This window comes from Stenotrophomonas sp. LST15-1-1.1, from assembly GCF_040815575.1.
GTDB classification, from domain to species: Bacteria; Pseudomonadota; Gammaproteobacteria; order Xanthomonadales; family Xanthomonadaceae; genus Stenotrophomonas; species Stenotrophomonas lactitubi_B.
Map to the genome: position 1 here is coordinate 150,152 of NZ_JBFPNJ010000023.1, position 15,927 is coordinate 166,078.

Consider the following 15,927-nt stretch of genomic DNA (forward strand, 5'->3'; position numbering starts at 1 on the left):
GGCTCTACAGTAGATCCACGCCATGCGTGGATGAATCTCCCCGGCGCCAACCAAGGTTGGCAGCTACCGGAGCGTCACCTCATCCAGCACCCACATCGCCGGGCGCGTGTCGCCGGTGAAGTTGATGCACAGATCCCCCGTACCCGAGGTGCCCTTCGGCAAATCCGCACGCAGGGTCACGAAGCCATCGGCATCGGTCTGCGCCGGCAGCGGCACCTGCGCGAGCACCTTGCCCGTGCAGTCACCGCGACGGATCAGCATTTCGCCGTGCGCGCTCCGGGCCTTCTCGAAGCGGCGCTTCGGCTCGTCGTGGGCCAGCTGGAAGTAGTACGGAATGCGGCCCGCGCGCACCTGCACGCTGCCGATGCCATCCAGCTGCGCCTGCGGCCAACGCCAGCAGGGCTGGAAGATGTCGACGGTGAACACGGCACGCGCACCTTCGCGCGGACCATCGTCTTCCAGGCGCAGTACCAGGCCCTTCTCGCCGACACAGCTGCGCAGTTCTTCGCTGTGCCGCGACAGCAGCGACTGCGCGGTGTACGACGCCACCGTCGGCTTCGCAGCCAGTGGCTGGCCCTGGTAGAACGCAGCGGCCTGCACCGTCGCCGGCAGCGTGGACGTCAGCGGCTGCTGGTACAGCGGCGACTGTGCGGTCACCGGCTTTCCGTCGCTGCTGTAGCGCACTTCATAGCCCAGCGGGTTGGCCAGCGATACGGTCACCGTGTTCGCCGCGCGGTTATCGGTATAGGCCACGCCTACTTCGAACGGCGTCTGCGCATACGCCAGGCCCCAGGCCCGATAGCGCTGCAGCTGCGAGGGCAGGCGGGCCAGGAAGTCGCGGAAATCACGATGCTCCGGCGTGCTCCAGCCGGTCTCGGCCACGGCGGCCAGTCGCGGGAACAGGTTGTGCTGCAGACGTGCATAGGTGCGCGTGTGCTCGGTGAACATGTTCGCCTGCAGGCCGAGGATGTGACCGCGCTTGTCGGCGGCCAGTTCGGCCGGCACCGGTTCGTAGTTGTAGAGCTTGGCCAGGTTCACCTGCGTCGGCCGGCCCGGCGGCTCGTTCGGCGATGCGGTCTGCAGGTAGTCCAGGTACAGGTGGCTGACCGGCGACATCACCACATCGTGGCCCGCGCTGGCCGCGGCCAGCCCGCCCTCGGTACCGCGCCAGGACATCACCGTGGCCTGCGGCGGCAGGCCGCCTTCAAGGATTTCGTCCCAGCCGATCAAGCGACGGTCGTGTTCTTCCAGGAAGGTTTCCAGGCGCTTGATGATGTGGCTCTGCATGGCCATCTCATCCTTGATACCGAGCGCGCGCATGCGCTGTTGCACCTGCTTTGACGCCTCCCACTGGTCCTTCACTGCCTCGTCGCCACCCACGTGCACGTACCTGGCCGGGAACAGGGCGATGACTTCTTCCAGCACGTTTTCCAGGAAGGTGACGGTGCCGTCCTCGACGTTGAACAGGTTCGGGAACACGCCCCATTCGCTCAACGGCTTCAGTGGCGTGTCGATCGTGCCCAGTTCCGGATAGGCAGCGATGGCAGCGGTGGCGTGGCCGGGGACATCGATCTCCGGAATCACCTGGATATGCAGCGCGGCCGCGTACGCAATCACTTCGCGGATCTGGTCCTGCGTGTAGAAGCCGCAGTACGGATGCTCCTTGCCGCTGACCGGATCGATGCCGCCGTCACCGGCCGGCAGGCGGCAGCTGCCGACGGCGGTCAGCTTCGGGTAGCGCTTGATTTCCATGCGCCAGCCCTGGTCGTCGGTCAGGTGCCAATGGAAGGTGTTGAGCTTGTGCGCGGCCATCGCATCGAGCACGCGCTTGATCTCGTCCAGGCTCTGGAAGTGCCGCGCCGAGTCGAGCATGAAGCCACGCCAGCTGAAACGCGGCGCATCCTGGATCTGCACCGCCGGCAGCACGCCGTTGCTGCCGCCGGTGGCGAGCTGGGCCAGCGTGGTGGCGCCGTAGAACAGGCCGGTCTCGTTGCCGGCCTGCACCAGCACGCCCTGCGCGGTGCTTTCCAGCGTGTAGCCCTCGCCACTGTCGCGGAAGGTCGGCACGATCTGGAAGCGGATGCTGCCGCCCTTGGCAGCAGCCTTGCCGTTGGCCACTGCCAGGCGCGGCCCACCACTGCGCGCCAGCAGGTCGGCGAACTGTGCAGCGACGCGCTGGGCGGCTTCGCCATCGGCCTGCAGCACGGTGCCCGCGCCGATGGTGATGCCCGCGCCGTTGCCGCGCTGCACGTTGGCCGGTGCGGGAATCAACATCAGGCTGCCGGCGCGCAGCTGCGGGCCGGGGCCGGTATCGAGTACCGGGGCATCGGCGGCCAGTGCCGGCAGCACGGGCAGGGCGGCCAGCAGGCTGCCCAGCAACAGAAGGCTGCGCATCCTGGCGCGGGTGGGCTTCGTCATCGGAAGGACTCCTTGGATCGGGTGCGATGTTCGCTATACATGAAAAACGCCGGGCCCGGAATGACCCAGGCCCGGCGTGCGTGCACGACTCGGCGATGAAGCTGCCGCTGGATCAGTACTTGAAGCGGAAGTTCAGATAGTACTGGCGACCGTTGCTGTAGAACGAGGTCGGAATGGCTGCGGTCTGGTAGTACTTGTAGGTCGGGTTGTTGAGGTTCAGGCCATCCAGGCTGATGCTCAGCCAGTCGGTGGCCTTGAAGCTCAGCGACGCCGACAGCGTGCCGAAGTCATCCTGGTAGTACGGGTTGGTGCCAGACAGGCTGATCAGGAACGAGGAACGGTGGGTGTAGCTGACCCGTGCACCGAAGCGCTCGTTCTCGAAGTAGGCGCCCACGTTGTAGGTGTTCTTCGAGGTGCCCAGCAGGTTGTGCGAACCATCGGACCAGGTGTGCGCGGTCGTGCCGTTGGCATAGGTGTAGTTGGCGTTGATGCCGAAGTACTCGCCGATCGGCTGCTCGTAGGCCACTTCCACGCCGGTGACCTTGCCGTCGGCATTGATCGGGGTGGAGATCTGGTAGGTCTCAAGCTGGTTGGTCAGTTCGCTGTACAGCTGGCGCGAAACCACGTCGAAGGCGATGTAGTCCTTCAGGTCCATGTGGTAAGCGCCGACCGACAGCAGGCCGCGCGGCATGAAGTACCACTCCAGGTTCGCATCCAGGTTGGTGGACAGGGTCGGCTTGAGGTTCGGGTTGCCGCCACCGCCGGTCCGGTTCAGATCCGAACCGTAGGACGATGCACCCAGTGCCGAGTAATCGGGCAGGGTCTGGGTCTGCGAAGCGGCCACGCGCAGCACGAGGTTGTCGTCCAGGTCGAACTTGATGTTGGCGCTGGGCAGCACGCGGTTGCGCTTGTTCTGGAAGGCCATGCGTTCCCACATGCCGAACAGGCTGCTGACATCCGCATCGGCGGCATTGCTGACCGCGTTGTAGGTATCGATGTCCTGCTTGATGTTGACGTAGCGCAGGCCCAGGTTGCCGCTCCACCAGTCACCGCGGAAGTTGGCCTGCACGTAGCCGGCGAAGTTCTTTTCCTTCACCTGCCACTCGGCACCGTAGTTGTGGCGGCCGGTCGGGCCGTCGTTGCCCGCCAGCCAGGTGGAGTTGTTGGTCACCGCATCCTTCAGCGCACCCGGGGTGAAGTACCAGATGTTGCGCGGGAAGGTGCCGCCGATATCGCCAGCGAATCCGTTCGGATAGTTGGAGGTGGCACCGTTCTTCAGCGCGCTCCAGATGTCACCCGGGGTCGCACCTTCCGGCGACAGCGCTTCGCGCTTGTGGTCGGCGAAGCGCAGACCGAAGTCGATGGAGCTCAGCACGCCGCCGTCGTTGAAGTACTGGTTGAAGTCGAGCGTGGCCCACTTCTCCTTGTCTTCTGCGGTGACCTGCTGGTTGCCCCAGGTGCCGAAGCTGGTGACGCCATTGGGCGAGAGGTCGCCGCCGACGTTCCAGTCGATCGGCGAGCCGGCGCCATGGGTAGCCCAGCTGGCGCCACCGCCGCTGCCCACGGTGACCTCGGCGATGTACTGGCGCGGGGTCTCACCGGTGCCCTTGGTGCTGCCGGCCTGGAACTTGGCCGTCAGGCTGTCGCTGATCTGCCAGTCGGCATCGAAGGTGACGTAGCTCGACTTGGCCTTCGACTCGCGGTAGATCATGTCGTACACCGCGTAGTTGGTGCCCGGCACGCCTGCATAGGTGGCGTTGGTCAGCACGCCATCCTTGACCACATAGCCCGGGTTCGGCGCCTGCACCTTGGCAAAGCTGTTGCCGAACATCATGAAGTTGCGGTTGTAGTTGTTCGCCTTCAGCTCGGAGCTGAAACCGTTCAGGCCCAGGGTGAGGGTGTCGGTGGGCTTGAACTGCAGCGAGACCAGGCCACCCTTGCGCTCACGGGTCTGTTCGAACAGGGTCGAACCCAGCAGGCCGGGAACGTTGACGCCGATCAGGTCCGGATTGGTCTTGGCGACAGGATCGTCGGCGCCGATCTTGAAGAAGCCACCCGGAATTTCCTGCGCTTCACGGCGCAGCTCGCGCTTCTGGCTGAAGCCCTGCACCATCACGCCGAAGGTGTTTTCTTCGTTCTTGTAGTTGAACAATGCCGAGTACTGCGGGTCGTTCGACTTGGCCTGGTCCGAACGCACCATGCCGATCGAGCCTTCAGCGGTGAACTGCTTGGAGAACTCCAGCGGCTTGCGGGTGATGATGTTGACGGTACCGGTGGTACCGCCGTCCTGCAGCTTGGCCTGCGAGGACTTGTTCACTTCCACCGAGCTGACCAGTTCCGACGGCAGCAGCGAGTAGCTGACACTGCGGCCGACATTGTTGCCCTGGCTGAGCACGAACCAGTCGGCCGAACCGACGGTGTGGCCGTTGATCAGGGTCTGGGTGAGGCTGGGGCTGGTGCCGCGCAGGCTGACACGGTCGGCTTCGTCGAAGCCGCCTTCATCGGCGCTGGACGAGCTGATGTTGACGCCCGGCAGGCGCTGCAGGGTATCGGCGACGTTGTGCGCCGGCAGCTTGCCCACGTCTTCGGCGGTGACCACTTCCACGCGCGCATTGGCTTCGCGCTTGGTGTCCAGCGACTTTTCCATCGAACCGCGGATACCGGTAACGGTGACGGTGTCCAGATCGGTGGCGGTCGGGGCGGCCTGCTGCGCGTGCGCACTGAAGGCGATGCAGCTGACGATGGCGGCCGAAAGCAAGGTCTTGCGGGTATTCATGATGTCTCTCCTCATCACTCGATTGGATGCCGGCGGCGATATGGGATTGCGGTTGCGATGACGTGCGCGGGGCGGCGGCGATGTCCCGGGCATTGGCGTGCCACGTACTGCGTGCTGCGATTGCGTTGAAGCCGTTTGCAGGTTCAGGCGTCGGCGTGGAGCAGGTACCAGCTGGCAGCGCCGATCACGCCCAGCTGTCCGTGTTCGACCACCTTCACCGGGATGCGTGCCAGCGCTTCGCCCATCGGCCCCTTCTGCAGGTAGCGTTCGACGAAGGTGCTGGTACGCAGGTACTCGCGGATCTGCGGCAGGATTCCACCGGCCAGGTAGACCCCGCCGTGGGCGCCATAGAACAGGGCCATGTCGCCGATGGTGCTGCCGAGCAGGCCGCAGAACACATCCAGCGCCTGCCGTGCCAGCGGATCGCTACCGGCCATTGCCGCGGCGGTGACCGCATCGGGGCTGGCCAGCGCCGGTGCCTGGTCCTGCAGTGCGCAGATCGCGCGGTAAAGGTTCATCAGGCCGGGGCCGGAGATCGCATGTTCGATGGACACATGCGCGCGGTCGCGCTGCATGTGGCGGACGATCGCCATTTCCAGTTCGGTGCTGGCGGCGAGGGTCGGCTGGCCGGCTTCGGTGGCCAGCACCACCGGGCCGTTGGCCGTGGGAATCCACAACGCGGCACCCAGGCCGGTGCCGGGGCCGACCACCAGGGTCGGGCCGCGCGGTGCGCTGTCCGGGCCACACAGGTGCAGCACGCCACTGGCATCGACCTGTGCGGCGGCATAGGCCACGGCTTCGAAGTCGTTGACGATGTGCACCCGCTGCAGGCCGACGTCGGCCTCGATCTGCCGGGCCGACAACGGCCAGGGCACGTTGGCGGTGATCACCGTTCCGTCTTCGCGGGCATAGCCGGCGGTGGCGACCACACAGTGCGACGGGCGCGGGCCTTCGGCCAGGAAGTCGGCGAGGATCGCGCTGAGCCCGGCATGGTCGGCGTTGCGGTACTTGCGGTAATCGAGCACCTGCACCGGATGGGCATCGTCGCCACTGGCCTGGACCCGGGCGACACGCACATGGGTGCCGCCAACGTCGGCAGCCAGGAACGAGGGCGCGACGCGGGACAGGACATGGGCCGGGGCGGGATGGCTGGCGGTCACGCGGGCTCCTGCAGCAGGTGGGGCCGGCCCCGGGAAGGGCAACGATGGAGCCGGCGATTGGGCGGAGTCTGTAACCGCGTTGACAACGATGTCAACGAGTTCGTGACACTTTCGTTGCTGCGCCGCAACGAATGCAGATCGCCGTAAACGTTTACATGGCGTGAATGCGGTGGCCTCGGCGGAACCGTTGCAGCAAGGGGCTTCAAGGGCCAAGCGCATTCAGCGGATGGCCGCGCAGCGGGCTTGCGCAGTGCAGCATCCGGTAGGGTGGGCCGTGCATGGAAGTTGACAAACGGTCGTCGTCCACCGAAAGAATGTGACAACGTTGTTCCCAGCCACTCTCCGACGCCGTGTTCTGCGGCCGTCGCCGCAGGAGCCTTCCTGATGTCAGCCGTCCCCGCTGCAAGCGCACGCCCGAACGTGGCCTCGTCCATCGCCATCGTCGGCGTGCTGTTTTTCCTGATCGGCTTCTTCACCTGGCTCAACGGCCCGTTGATCACCTTCGTCAAACTCGCCTTCGAGCTCAGCGAGGTCGGTGCCTTCCTGGTGCTGATGGTGTTCTACCTGTCCTACTTCTTCCTGGCCCTGCCGGCGTCGTGGATCCTGCGCCGCACCGGCATGAAGAAGGGCCTGAGCCTGAGCCTGCTGGTGATGGCCGGCGGCGCGGCGTTGTTCGGTGAATTCGCCACCCAGCGCTGGTATCCCGGCGCGCTCGGCGGCCTGTTCGTGATCGGCAGTGGACTTGCCTTGCTGCAGACCGCGATCAACCCGTACATCTCCATCCTCGGCCCGATTGAAACCGCCGCACGGCGCATCGCGATGATGGGCATCTGCAACAAGATCGCCGGCATGCTGGCGCCGGTGCTGATCGGCACGGTGGTGCTGCACGGCATCGGCGATCTGTCGGCCACGGTGGCCGCTGCCGATGAAGCGACCAAGGCGCAGCTGCTGAACGAATTCGCCGCCAAGATCCATGCGCCATACCTGGCCATGGCCGGCTTGCTGGTGGTGCTGGCGGTGGCGGTACTGTTCTCGCCGCTGCCTGAAATCAAGGCCTCCGAGGCCAATGCCACCCCGGCCGGCGCACCGGGCAAGGCCGAGCGCAGCAGCATCTTCCAGTTCCCGCACCTGTGGCTGGGTGTGCTGTGCCTGTTCGTCTACGTCGGCGTGGAAGTGATGGCCGGTGATGCCATCGGTACCTACGGTCATGGCTTCGACCTGCCGCTGGACCAGACCAAGATGTTCACCTCGCTCACCCTGGGCGCGATGCTGGTGGGCTACGTGGTGGGCCTGCTGCTGATCCCGAAGGTGGTCTCGCAGTCGCGCTACCTGACCATCTCTGCGGTACTGGGCGTGCTGTTCTGCCTGGGCGCCTTCTTCACCCACGGCTATGTGTCGGTCGCCTTCGTGGCGCTGCTGGGCTTTGCCAACGCGATGATGTGGCCGGCAATCTTCCCGCTGGCGATCCGTGGCCTGGGCCGCTTCACCGAAACCGGTTCGGCGCTGCTGGTGATGGGCATCGCCGGCGGCGCGATCATTCCGCAGCTGTTCGCCGTGCTCAAGCAGCACACCGATTTCCAGCTGGTGTTCCTGCTGCTGATGGTGCCGTGTTACCTGTACATCCTGTTCTACTCGGTGGTCGGCCATCGGGTCGGCCTGCCGCAGGACAAGGGCTGATCGGCGATGATGGACGGCAGCCAACCCCAGGAAAAGCCGATGCGCAGAGCGACCATCAAGGACGTTGCCGAAAAGGCCAAGGTCTCGCTGAAGACGGTGTCGCGGGTGATCAACAACGAGCCCTCGGTGATGCAGGCCACCCGTGCGCGGGTGCTGCGTGCCATTGCCGAGCTCGACTACGAACCCGATCCCTCCGCGCGCAACCTGCGCAGCGGCACCACCTTCGTGATCGGGCTGGTGTACGACAACCCGAACCCGTACCACATCATCGGCGTGCAGAACGGCGTGCTCGCTGCCTGCCGCGAAACCGGCTTCGGCCTGCAGATCCATCCGTGCGATTCCAGTTCGCCGCTGCTGGCCGATGAACTGGCCGACTGGGTGCAGCGCTCACGCCTGGCCGGGTTGGTGCTGACCGCACCGATGTCCGAGCGTCGCGACCTGATCCAGGCGCTCACCGCGCGTGGCATCAAGCTGGTGCGGATCATCGCAGCCACTGAAGATCCGGCCGATGGCGCCTGCGTGTTCGTCGACGACCGCGAAGCCGCCTATGAAATCACCGAACACCTGATCCAGCTGGGCCACCAGCGCATCGGCTTCCTCTGGGGTGGCACCTCGCACCGGTCGTCGGGCGAGCGCTACGCCGGTTACGAGGCCGCGCTGAAGGACTACGGCATGACCGTGGACAAGCATCTGGTGGTGCAGGGCGACTACACCTTCGATGACGGCTTCCGCGGTGCGCGACGCTTGCTGGCACTGCGCGAACCGCCTACCGCCATCTTCGGTTCCAACGATGAAATCGCCGCCGGCGTGCTGGCCGCCGCGAAGTCGGCCGGCATGAACGTGCCCTACGACCTGTCGATCGCCGGCTTCGAGGACAGCCCGTTCTCGCGCCAGTCGTGGCCGCCGCTGACCACCGCCAAGCAGGCCACCGAAGACATCGCCCGCCATGCCGCGCGCCTGCTGATCGCGCAGCTGCGCAGTGATGCCTACGACGATGCGCCGGCGCCGCTGCACAACCAGGGCTTCGTGCCGCAACTGGTGGTGCGTGGCTCGACCGCACCGATGCGTCCTGCCGCCGCCCGCCCCCTTCCTTCTGATCCTTCCTGAGCCTGCCATGTCGCTGTCCGACCCCACCGCCACCCTGATGTTCGCCGAGGCCGCCGAAGCGGCCGAGGTCGTTGCCCGCCAGTTCGCCCGCAACCATGCCGTGATGGAGACGCTGGCAGCCAGCCTGCGTGCTTCGCCGCCGCCGTTCGTGGTGACCTGCGCACGCGGCAGCTCCGACCATGCCGCGACCTACGGCAAGTACCTGCTGGAAACCCAGCTGGGCCTGGTCGTTGCCTCGGCCTCGCCGTCGGTGGGTTCGGTCTACGCCGCACCGCTGCAGCTGCGCGGTGCGTTGTTCATCGTCATTTCGCAATCCGGCAAAAGCCCGGACCTGCTGCGCAATGCCGAGGCGGCCAAGGCCGCTGGCGCGCGCGTGGTGGCGCTGGTCAACGTCGAGGATTCGCCGCTGGCACAGCTTGCCGACACGGTAATCCCGCTGCATGCCGGCGTGGAAAAAAGCGTGGCGGCGACCAAGAGTTACCTCGCTTCGTTGTCCGCGCTGCTGCAGCTTGCCGCGTACTGGAAGCAGGACAGCGCGCTGCGCAATGCCCTGGACCTTCTGCCCGATGCCATGCGCGAGGCCTGGCAGTGCGACTGGAGCGCAGTGACCGAGGGCCTGGTGGAGGCCAACAACCTGTTCGTGCTCGGCCGTGGCCTGGGCCTCGGCGCAGCGCAGGAAGCTGCGCTGAAGTTCAAGGAAACCTGCAGCCTGCACGCCGAGGCCTACAGCTCGGCCGAGGTCAAGCACGGGCCGATGGCGCTGGTCGATCGCGGCTTCCCGGTGCTGGCCTTCGCCCAGCCTGATGAAACCGGTGCCGGTACCCGCGCCGTGGCCGAAGAATTCACCGCGCGTGGCGCCCAGGTGTGGCTGGCCGGTGCCGGCGGCAACCTGCCCGTCGCCGCTGCCCCGCATCCGCTGTGCGCGCCGCTGCTGACGGTGCAGAGCTTCTACCGCGCGATCAATGCGCTGGCGCTGCGCCGCGGCTTCAACCCGGACCTGCCGCCGCATCTGAACAAGGTTACGGAGACGGTGTGATGGCAACCGTCCTGCGCAATGCCCGCATGCTTGCCGGCGATGAGTTCCGCGATGATCTTGCGGTGGTCATCGAAGACGGCCACATCAGCGCGCTGCTGCCCGACGCTGCGCCGCAGCTGGGCACGGCCGACGAGCAGGTGGACCTGGGGGGCGGCTGGCTGCTGCCCGGCTTCATCGATGTGCAGGTCAATGGCGGTGGTGGCGCGCTGTTCAACAACACGCCCGACGTGGAGGCGTTGCGTACGATTGCGCGTGCGCATCGCCGCTTCGGCACGACTGCGATGCTGCCGACCCTGATCAGCGATGACCTCGGTGTGATGCGCGAGGCGATCGGTGCGATGCGCGAGGCCATTGCACAGGGCGTGCCGGGCGTGATCGGCATCCACCTGGAAGGACCGTACATCGCACCGGCGCGTAAAGGCACGCACGATGCCAGCAAGTTCCGCGTGCCGGACGCGGAAGAGATCGAACTGGCGTCGTCGCTGGACAATGGCGTGACCCTGCTGACCCTGGCGCCCGAGCGCGTGCCGCTGGAGACCATCCGCGCGCTGGTCGAACGCGGGGTGATCGTCGCCGCTGGCCACACCGCCGGCACCTATGAAGAGATCCGTGCCGGCCTTGATGCTGGCGTGCGTGGCTTCACCCATCTTTACAACGCGATGTCGCCGCTGCAGGGCCGCGAGCCCGGCGCAGTCGGCGCGGCGCTGGAAGATCGCGACAGCTGGATCGGCATCATCGTCGATGGCGTGCACGTGCATCCGGCCAGCCTGCGCGTGGCGCTGGCGGCCAAGCCGCGTGGCCGCCTGCTGCTGGTGACCGATGCGATGCCGCCGGTCGGTGCCGACGATCCCAGCTACGTGCTGTATGGCGAAACCATCACGGCCATCGACGGCGTCGTGCGCAACGCGGCCGGCTCGCTGGCCGGTTCGGCGCTGGACATGGCCACTGCCGTGCGCAACACCGTGCAGCTGCTGGGCCAGCCGCTGGCCGAAGCCGCGCGCATGGCCTCGACCTATCCGGCGCAGTTCCTCAACGTCGATGATCGTCTGGGCCACATCGCCGAGGGCTACCAGGCCGACCTGGTGCTGCTGGACGACGCGCTGCAGGTGCGTGGTACGTGGATCGCCGGCCAGTACGAGGCCGCTTGATGAACAGCACGTCGCCACGCCGGTTGGGCTCGATCGACGCCCTGCGCGGCATGACCGTGGCGGCGATGTTGCTGGTCAACAACCCCGGTGACTGGAGCGCGGTGTTCGCACCGCTGCGCCATTCCGAATGGCATGGCTGCACGCCTACAGACCTGGTGTTCCCGTTCTTCCTGTTCCTGGTGGGCGTGTCGATGGCCTTCAGCGTCGCACCGCGGGCGCTTGATCCCGCTGCACGCCCTGCACTTGCACGTGGCGTGCTGGAACGCGCACTGCGCATCGCCGTTGCCGGCGTGCTGCTGCACCTGCTGGTGTGGTGGGCACTGCATACGCATCACTTCCGCATCTGGGGTGTGCTGCAGCGCATTGCATTGTGCGCGGCAGTGGTGGGCCTGCTGGCGGTGTACACGCGTCCGCGCATTCAGGTGGCCGTGCTGGTGGCACTGCTGGCCGGCTACACCGCGCTGCTGCTGGGCATCGGCGATCTGGCGCCGTGGACCAATCCGGCCAGCCGTCTGGATACCGCCCTGTTCGCGCCGTGGATCTACCAATGGCAGGCCGATACCGGCCTGGGCCATGACCCCGAAGGATTGCTGAGCAGCCTTGGCGCATTGGCCAGCACCGTGCTGGGCCTGCTGGCCGGTGGCCTGCTGCGCAGTGGTCGCGCCGGTGCATTGGCTGCGCTGGGCGTGGTCACCGCCGTGCTCGGTCTGCTGCTGGCGGCGGTGTTGCCGCTCAACAAGCAGCTGTGGACGCCCAGCTACGTGCTGTGGACCGGGGGGCTGGCCGCGCTGGCATTGTGGCTGGGCCACGTGCTGATCGACCGCAAAGGATGGCCCGCACTGGGCCGTCGCTTCGGCGTCAATGCGATCACCGCCTATCTGGGGGCCTCGGTGATGTCGGTGATCCTGCTGGCGACCGGTGCCTGGGAGTGGGTGTGGCAACAGCTGGCTGCAGCGATGCCGCAGGCCCTGGAGCTGGCCTCGATGCTGCAGGCATTGGTGTTCGTCGCGCTGTGGTGGGGCGTGGCGTGGTGGCTGGACCGACGTCGCATTTATCTGAAGATCTGAGCGCGGGCAGAGGTCGGAGCGAACGGGTCATCCACGCATGGCGTGGATCTACTGGGCCAGGATTGCAATAGATCCACGCCATGCGTGGATGCTCTTGGCGGGCCAATGATGGTGAACGCATTCATCGATATGCGGGCCGCGTGAGCACTTCCCGATTTCACATCGAAAACGTGACCTGTTGCCTGCAATTTCACCTATCGACATCATTCCTGGCAGTGGCAGACTGCGTCAGCAGCGCCGTACATAGCATCCGCAGTTCCTGATCCCCCGACCCAGGAGTGCCGCATGTCCCATGTCGTCCCGCCCGGGTTCCGCCGGCGCCGTTTGACCGTTTCCTTGATACAGATACTGGCGGCGCCGTCGCTGCTCGCACTGGCCGCCCCGGCAGCCTGGGCGGGATGCGATGCGTCCGCCCCCGCCGCCGGGCAGACCGTCACCTGTAGTGCGGCGGCGCCCAACCCCGATGCAACGGCAGTCACCCTTGGCGCCGGAGCCACCGGCGTTACCGTGAACGTACAGAGCGGTGCGCAGTTGAGTACCAGCAACGCCAATGCGATCTACGTCGCCCCGACGGCCAGCGGCACCATCAACAACCAGGGCAGCATCGCGGCCAGCGGCACCGTCGGCAGCGGCACCGCCGGTGGCATCAATGCCGACGCCGTAGTGACGGTCAACAATGCCGCCAGTGGCAGCATTTCCTCGGCACAGGGCTACGCGCTGTATCTGCAGGGAGGCAGCGGCGTGGTCAACGACGGCCAGATCGGTGCGGCCGCTGGCTGGGGCATCGCTTTCAAAGGTGCAGGCGACAGCAGCGTGCTCAACCGCGGCACCATCAGCGGCGGCACCGGTGGCGTGCAGTTCGGCGCCGGCAACGATCGTCTGCAGATGCTGGCCGGCAGCATCAGCGGCGGCGTCCAGCAGGGTGATGGCAACGATGTGCTGCTGCTCAGCGGTGGCACCCTCGACAGTCTCGACCAGGGCAACGGCGATGACCAGCTGACCGTCAACGCCGGCACCATCACCGGGTTGGTGATTCAGGGCAGTGGTCGCGATGATTTCGTCATGACCGGTGGCACCATCGGTGCCCTGCAGCAGGGCGACAACATCGATACCTTCCGCATGAGCGGCGGCCGCATCGTCGGCGCGTTCGAAGACGGCGACCAGGCGTGGATGACCGGCGGCCGCATTGGCCGCGTCAACATGAAGCTGGACAGGAATCTGTGGGACATGTCCGGCGGCACCGTCGACGGTAACGTGGTCACCGGCTTCGACCAGGACACCATCATCATCTCCAACGACGCCTACATCGGCGGCAACATCAGCGTCAGTGGTGGCGCTGACAGCGTGACCATCACCGGCGGCACTGTACGTGGCCAGGTGCTGCTGAGCACCGGCAGCGACACCTTCAACTGGAACGGCGGTGGCATCGTCTACGGCGCCATCGACAAGGGGCCCGACGATGACGTCGCGACCTTGAGCAATCTCAACCAGGCCAATCTGGGCGCCGTGCCACTGTTCGATGGTGGCGCCGGCAACGACCGCCTCGGCTTCAACAACGTCAAGACCGCTGGCGTCAGGCGCTTGCAGAACTGGGAAGCGATCAGCCTGGCCAGCAGCACCGAGCTCACCTTCGATGGCGATCTGGTGCTCGGTGACAATGTCAGCGGTACCGGTTCACTCACCCTGGATGACACCAGCACGATCTATGCAGGCAGCGGTACGCATGCAGTGCGTCCTTTCACCGGCAGCGCGTTGGTCAATGTGGTCAACGCCGGGCGCATCGATCTGACCGGCTCCGCGCCGGGTGATGTGTTTACCGTGCGCGGCAACTACCGTGGCGATGGCGGCGGGCTGTACCTGCGTACCGTGCTGGCGGCGGACAACGCCACCAGCGACCGGCTGGTGATCGATGGCGGCACGGCCACCGGCAGCACCGGCATCGGCATCCTCAACGCGGGCGGCAGCGGGGCAGCCACGCTGGTCGACGGCATCCTGGTGGTGCAGGCGCTGAACGGTGCAACTACGGCGCCCGGTGCGTTCTCGTTGTTCGCACCGGTCTCGGCTGGTGCCTACGAGTACTTCCTGTTCAAGGGTGGTGTCAGCGCCGGCACCGGGGAGAACTGGTACCTGCGCTCGACGGTTGCGGTCGGGCCGACCGCTGCACCGAACGGTGGCGGCGAGGTGGTGCCACCGCCGCCGCCGACACCCCCGGTGGCACCGCCGCCTCCGATTCCCCCGGCACCCCCGCCGCCACCGGAAGGTGCCATCGATCCGAACCTGACCGCGGGTGAGACCGCGCCACCGCCGCCGCCGCCGGAACCGCCGCCCGTGGCACCGCCCAGCGATCCACCGGTGCCGGACGTGCCGGTGGCCGGGGGCAGTCTGCCCGGCACCGGTGCGCCGCCGCCCAGTGCGGGAGCAACACCCGCTGCGCCGGACGAGAACGGCCTGGTGCCGCTGTACCGCCTGGAGACCGCGGCCTACGCCGTTGTGCCCCCGCTGCTGCGCGAGACCTCGCTGGCCAGCCTGGGTACCTTCCACGAGCGTCAGGGCGAACAACGCCTGCTGTACAGCCAGGGCGCGTTCCGCACCGCGTGGGGGCGGCTGGTGGGGCAGAGCAGCGAGATCCACTGGAAGGGAGATGCACGGCCCGGCTTCGATGGCGACGTGATGGGCGTGCAGGCGGGCCTGGACGTATGGGCCGCTGCCGCCGATAACCATCGCAACCAGATCGGCGTGTTCGTCGGCCGTACCCGTGCCGATGGCAGGATCACCGGCCTGGCCGTGGGCTGGGACAATGTGCTGGTCGGCCAGAGCCGGTTGGACGACAAGCACGTGGGCCTGTACTGGACGTTGACTGACAACAGTGGCGGCTACATCGACGCAGTGGCGATGCAGAGCCGTTACGACGGCCGCACGCGTTCGTCGCGCGGGCTGGGCATCGACCTCAAGGGCGACGGCACCACGCTGTCGCTGGAAGCGGGTAAGCCACTGCTGCAGTTCGGACAGTCATCGTGGTGGCTGGAACCGCAGCTGCAGGTGATCTGGCAACGCAGTTCGCTGGATGACCAGCGTGATCTGGTGTCCACCATTTCCTTCGACAACGACAACGCCTGGACCGGCCGCGTCGGCCTGCGGCTGGCGGGTGATTACCAACTGGCTGACAACGGCTGGCAGCCGTACTTCAAGTTGAATTACTGGCACGGGCGCTCGGGCGAGGACCGCATCCTGTTCGACAGCGATGCAATCATCAATTCGCAGCGTTCGCGCGCACTGGAAGCGGGTGTCGGCGTGGTCGGGCGCTTCAACCGCACGATCAGCGCGTATGCCGTGGCCGATTACACCCGCGAGGTCGGTGGCAGCGACAACGGCAAGCGCCGCATCATCGAAGGGAACATCGGCCTGCGCGCTGACTGGTGACGACCGCTGCTTTGGTTGCTTTGGTGGGTGCCGACCTCGGTCGGCACGAATCCAACGGGCGCCATGCACCGCCCTGGTAGGTGTCGACCTAGGTCGACACGCCTTGGCAGCAGTCAAT

At 66.5% G+C, this 15,927-nt stretch carries 9 protein-coding genes; 6 read left to right on the forward strand and 3 right to left on the reverse strand.

Annotation, left to right across the window (positions count from 1 at the left end):
• Positions 1 to 63: 63 nt before the first annotated feature.
• The 3 genes from MRBLST15_RS11025 to MRBLST15_RS11035 form a co-directional block, all read right to left on the reverse strand.
• Positions 64 to 2,418 (reverse strand): beta-N-acetylhexosaminidase, encoded by a 2,355-nt coding sequence (locus MRBLST15_RS11025; RefSeq protein WP_367785911.1) that lies wholly within the window; start codon positions 2,416 to 2,418, stop codon positions 64 to 66.
• Between the two features lie 112 nt (positions 2,419 to 2,530).
• Positions 2,531 to 5,194, reverse strand: a complete 2,664-nt coding sequence (locus MRBLST15_RS11030; RefSeq protein ID WP_367785912.1) for a TonB-dependent receptor — start codon at positions 5,192 to 5,194, stop codon at positions 2,531 to 2,533.
• A 143-nt stretch (positions 5,195 to 5,337) separates the two neighbouring features.
• Positions 5,338 to 6,354, reverse strand: coding sequence for a glucokinase family protein (locus tag MRBLST15_RS11035; RefSeq protein WP_099820930.1), 1,017 nt, complete (start codon positions 6,352 to 6,354; stop codon positions 5,338 to 5,340).
• A gap of 384 nt (positions 6,355 to 6,738) precedes the next feature.
• Here MRBLST15_RS11035 and MRBLST15_RS11040 point away from each other — a divergent pair, with 384 nt between their 5' ends.
• The 6 genes from MRBLST15_RS11040 (at position 6,739) to MRBLST15_RS11065 (ending at position 15,809) form a co-directional block, all read left to right on the forward strand.
• Positions 6,739 to 8,031 (forward strand): sugar MFS transporter, encoded by a 1,293-nt coding sequence (locus MRBLST15_RS11040; protein WP_265952687.1) that lies wholly within the window; start codon positions 6,739 to 6,741, stop codon positions 8,029 to 8,031.
• Positions 8,032 to 8,070: 39 nt separating this feature from the next.
• The gene (locus tag MRBLST15_RS11045) at positions 8,071 to 9,138 is read left to right on the forward strand and encodes a LacI family DNA-binding transcriptional regulator (protein ID WP_099821016.1); all 1,068 of its coding nucleotides are present in this window, start codon (positions 8,071 to 8,073) and stop codon (positions 9,136 to 9,138) included.
• 7 nt (positions 9,139 to 9,145) lie between these two features.
• Entirely contained in the window at positions 9,146 to 10,174 is a 1,029-nt protein-coding gene (locus MRBLST15_RS11050) for an SIS domain-containing protein (protein WP_312704740.1), read from the forward strand.
• A complete protein-coding gene (gene nagA / locus MRBLST15_RS11055; protein ID WP_367785913.1) occupies positions 10,174 to 11,322 on the forward strand; it encodes an N-acetylglucosamine-6-phosphate deacetylase in 1,149 nt (382 codons plus the stop codon). Before MRBLST15_RS11050 ends, nagA begins: the two co-directional genes overlap by 1 nt.
• Entirely contained in the window at positions 11,322 to 12,389 is a 1,068-nt protein-coding gene (locus MRBLST15_RS11060; protein WP_367785914.1) for an acyltransferase family protein, read from the forward strand. The genes nagA and MRBLST15_RS11060 overlap by 1 nt, the downstream gene beginning before the upstream one ends.
• Positions 12,390 to 12,674: 285 nt before the next feature.
• Positions 12,675 to 15,809, forward strand: coding sequence for an autotransporter outer membrane beta-barrel domain-containing protein (locus MRBLST15_RS11065; protein ID WP_367785915.1), 3,135 nt, complete (start codon positions 12,675 to 12,677; stop codon positions 15,807 to 15,809).
• Positions 15,810 to 15,927 lie beyond the last annotated feature (118 nt).

Bases quoted from the DNA above. Each gene is read 5' to 3' on its own strand.
- MRBLST15_RS11025 (WP_367785911.1), bottom strand. From the start codon at position 2,418: ATGACGAAGCCCACCCGCGCCAGGATGCGCAGCCTTCTGTTGCTGGGC.
- MRBLST15_RS11030 (WP_367785912.1), bottom strand. From the start codon at position 5,194: ATGAATACCCGCAAGACCTTGCTTTCGGCCGCCATCGTCAGCTGCATC.
- MRBLST15_RS11040 (WP_265952687.1), top strand. From the start codon at position 6,739: ATGTCAGCCGTCCCCGCTGCAAGCGCACGCCCGAACGTGGCCTCGTCC.
- MRBLST15_RS11045 (WP_099821016.1), top strand. From the start codon at position 8,071: ATGCGCAGAGCGACCATCAAGGACGTTGCCGAAAAGGCCAAGGTCTCG.
- MRBLST15_RS11050 (WP_312704740.1), top strand. From the start codon at position 9,146: ATGTCGCTGTCCGACCCCACCGCCACCCTGATGTTCGCCGAGGCCGCC.
- nagA (WP_367785913.1), top strand. From the start codon at position 10,174: ATGGCAACCGTCCTGCGCAATGCCCGCATGCTTGCCGGCGATGAGTTC.
- MRBLST15_RS11060 (WP_367785914.1), top strand. From the start codon at position 11,322: ATGAACAGCACGTCGCCACGCCGGTTGGGCTCGATCGACGCCCTGCGC.
- MRBLST15_RS11065 (WP_367785915.1), top strand. From the start codon at position 12,675: ATGTCCCATGTCGTCCCGCCCGGGTTCCGCCGGCGCCGTTTGACCGTT.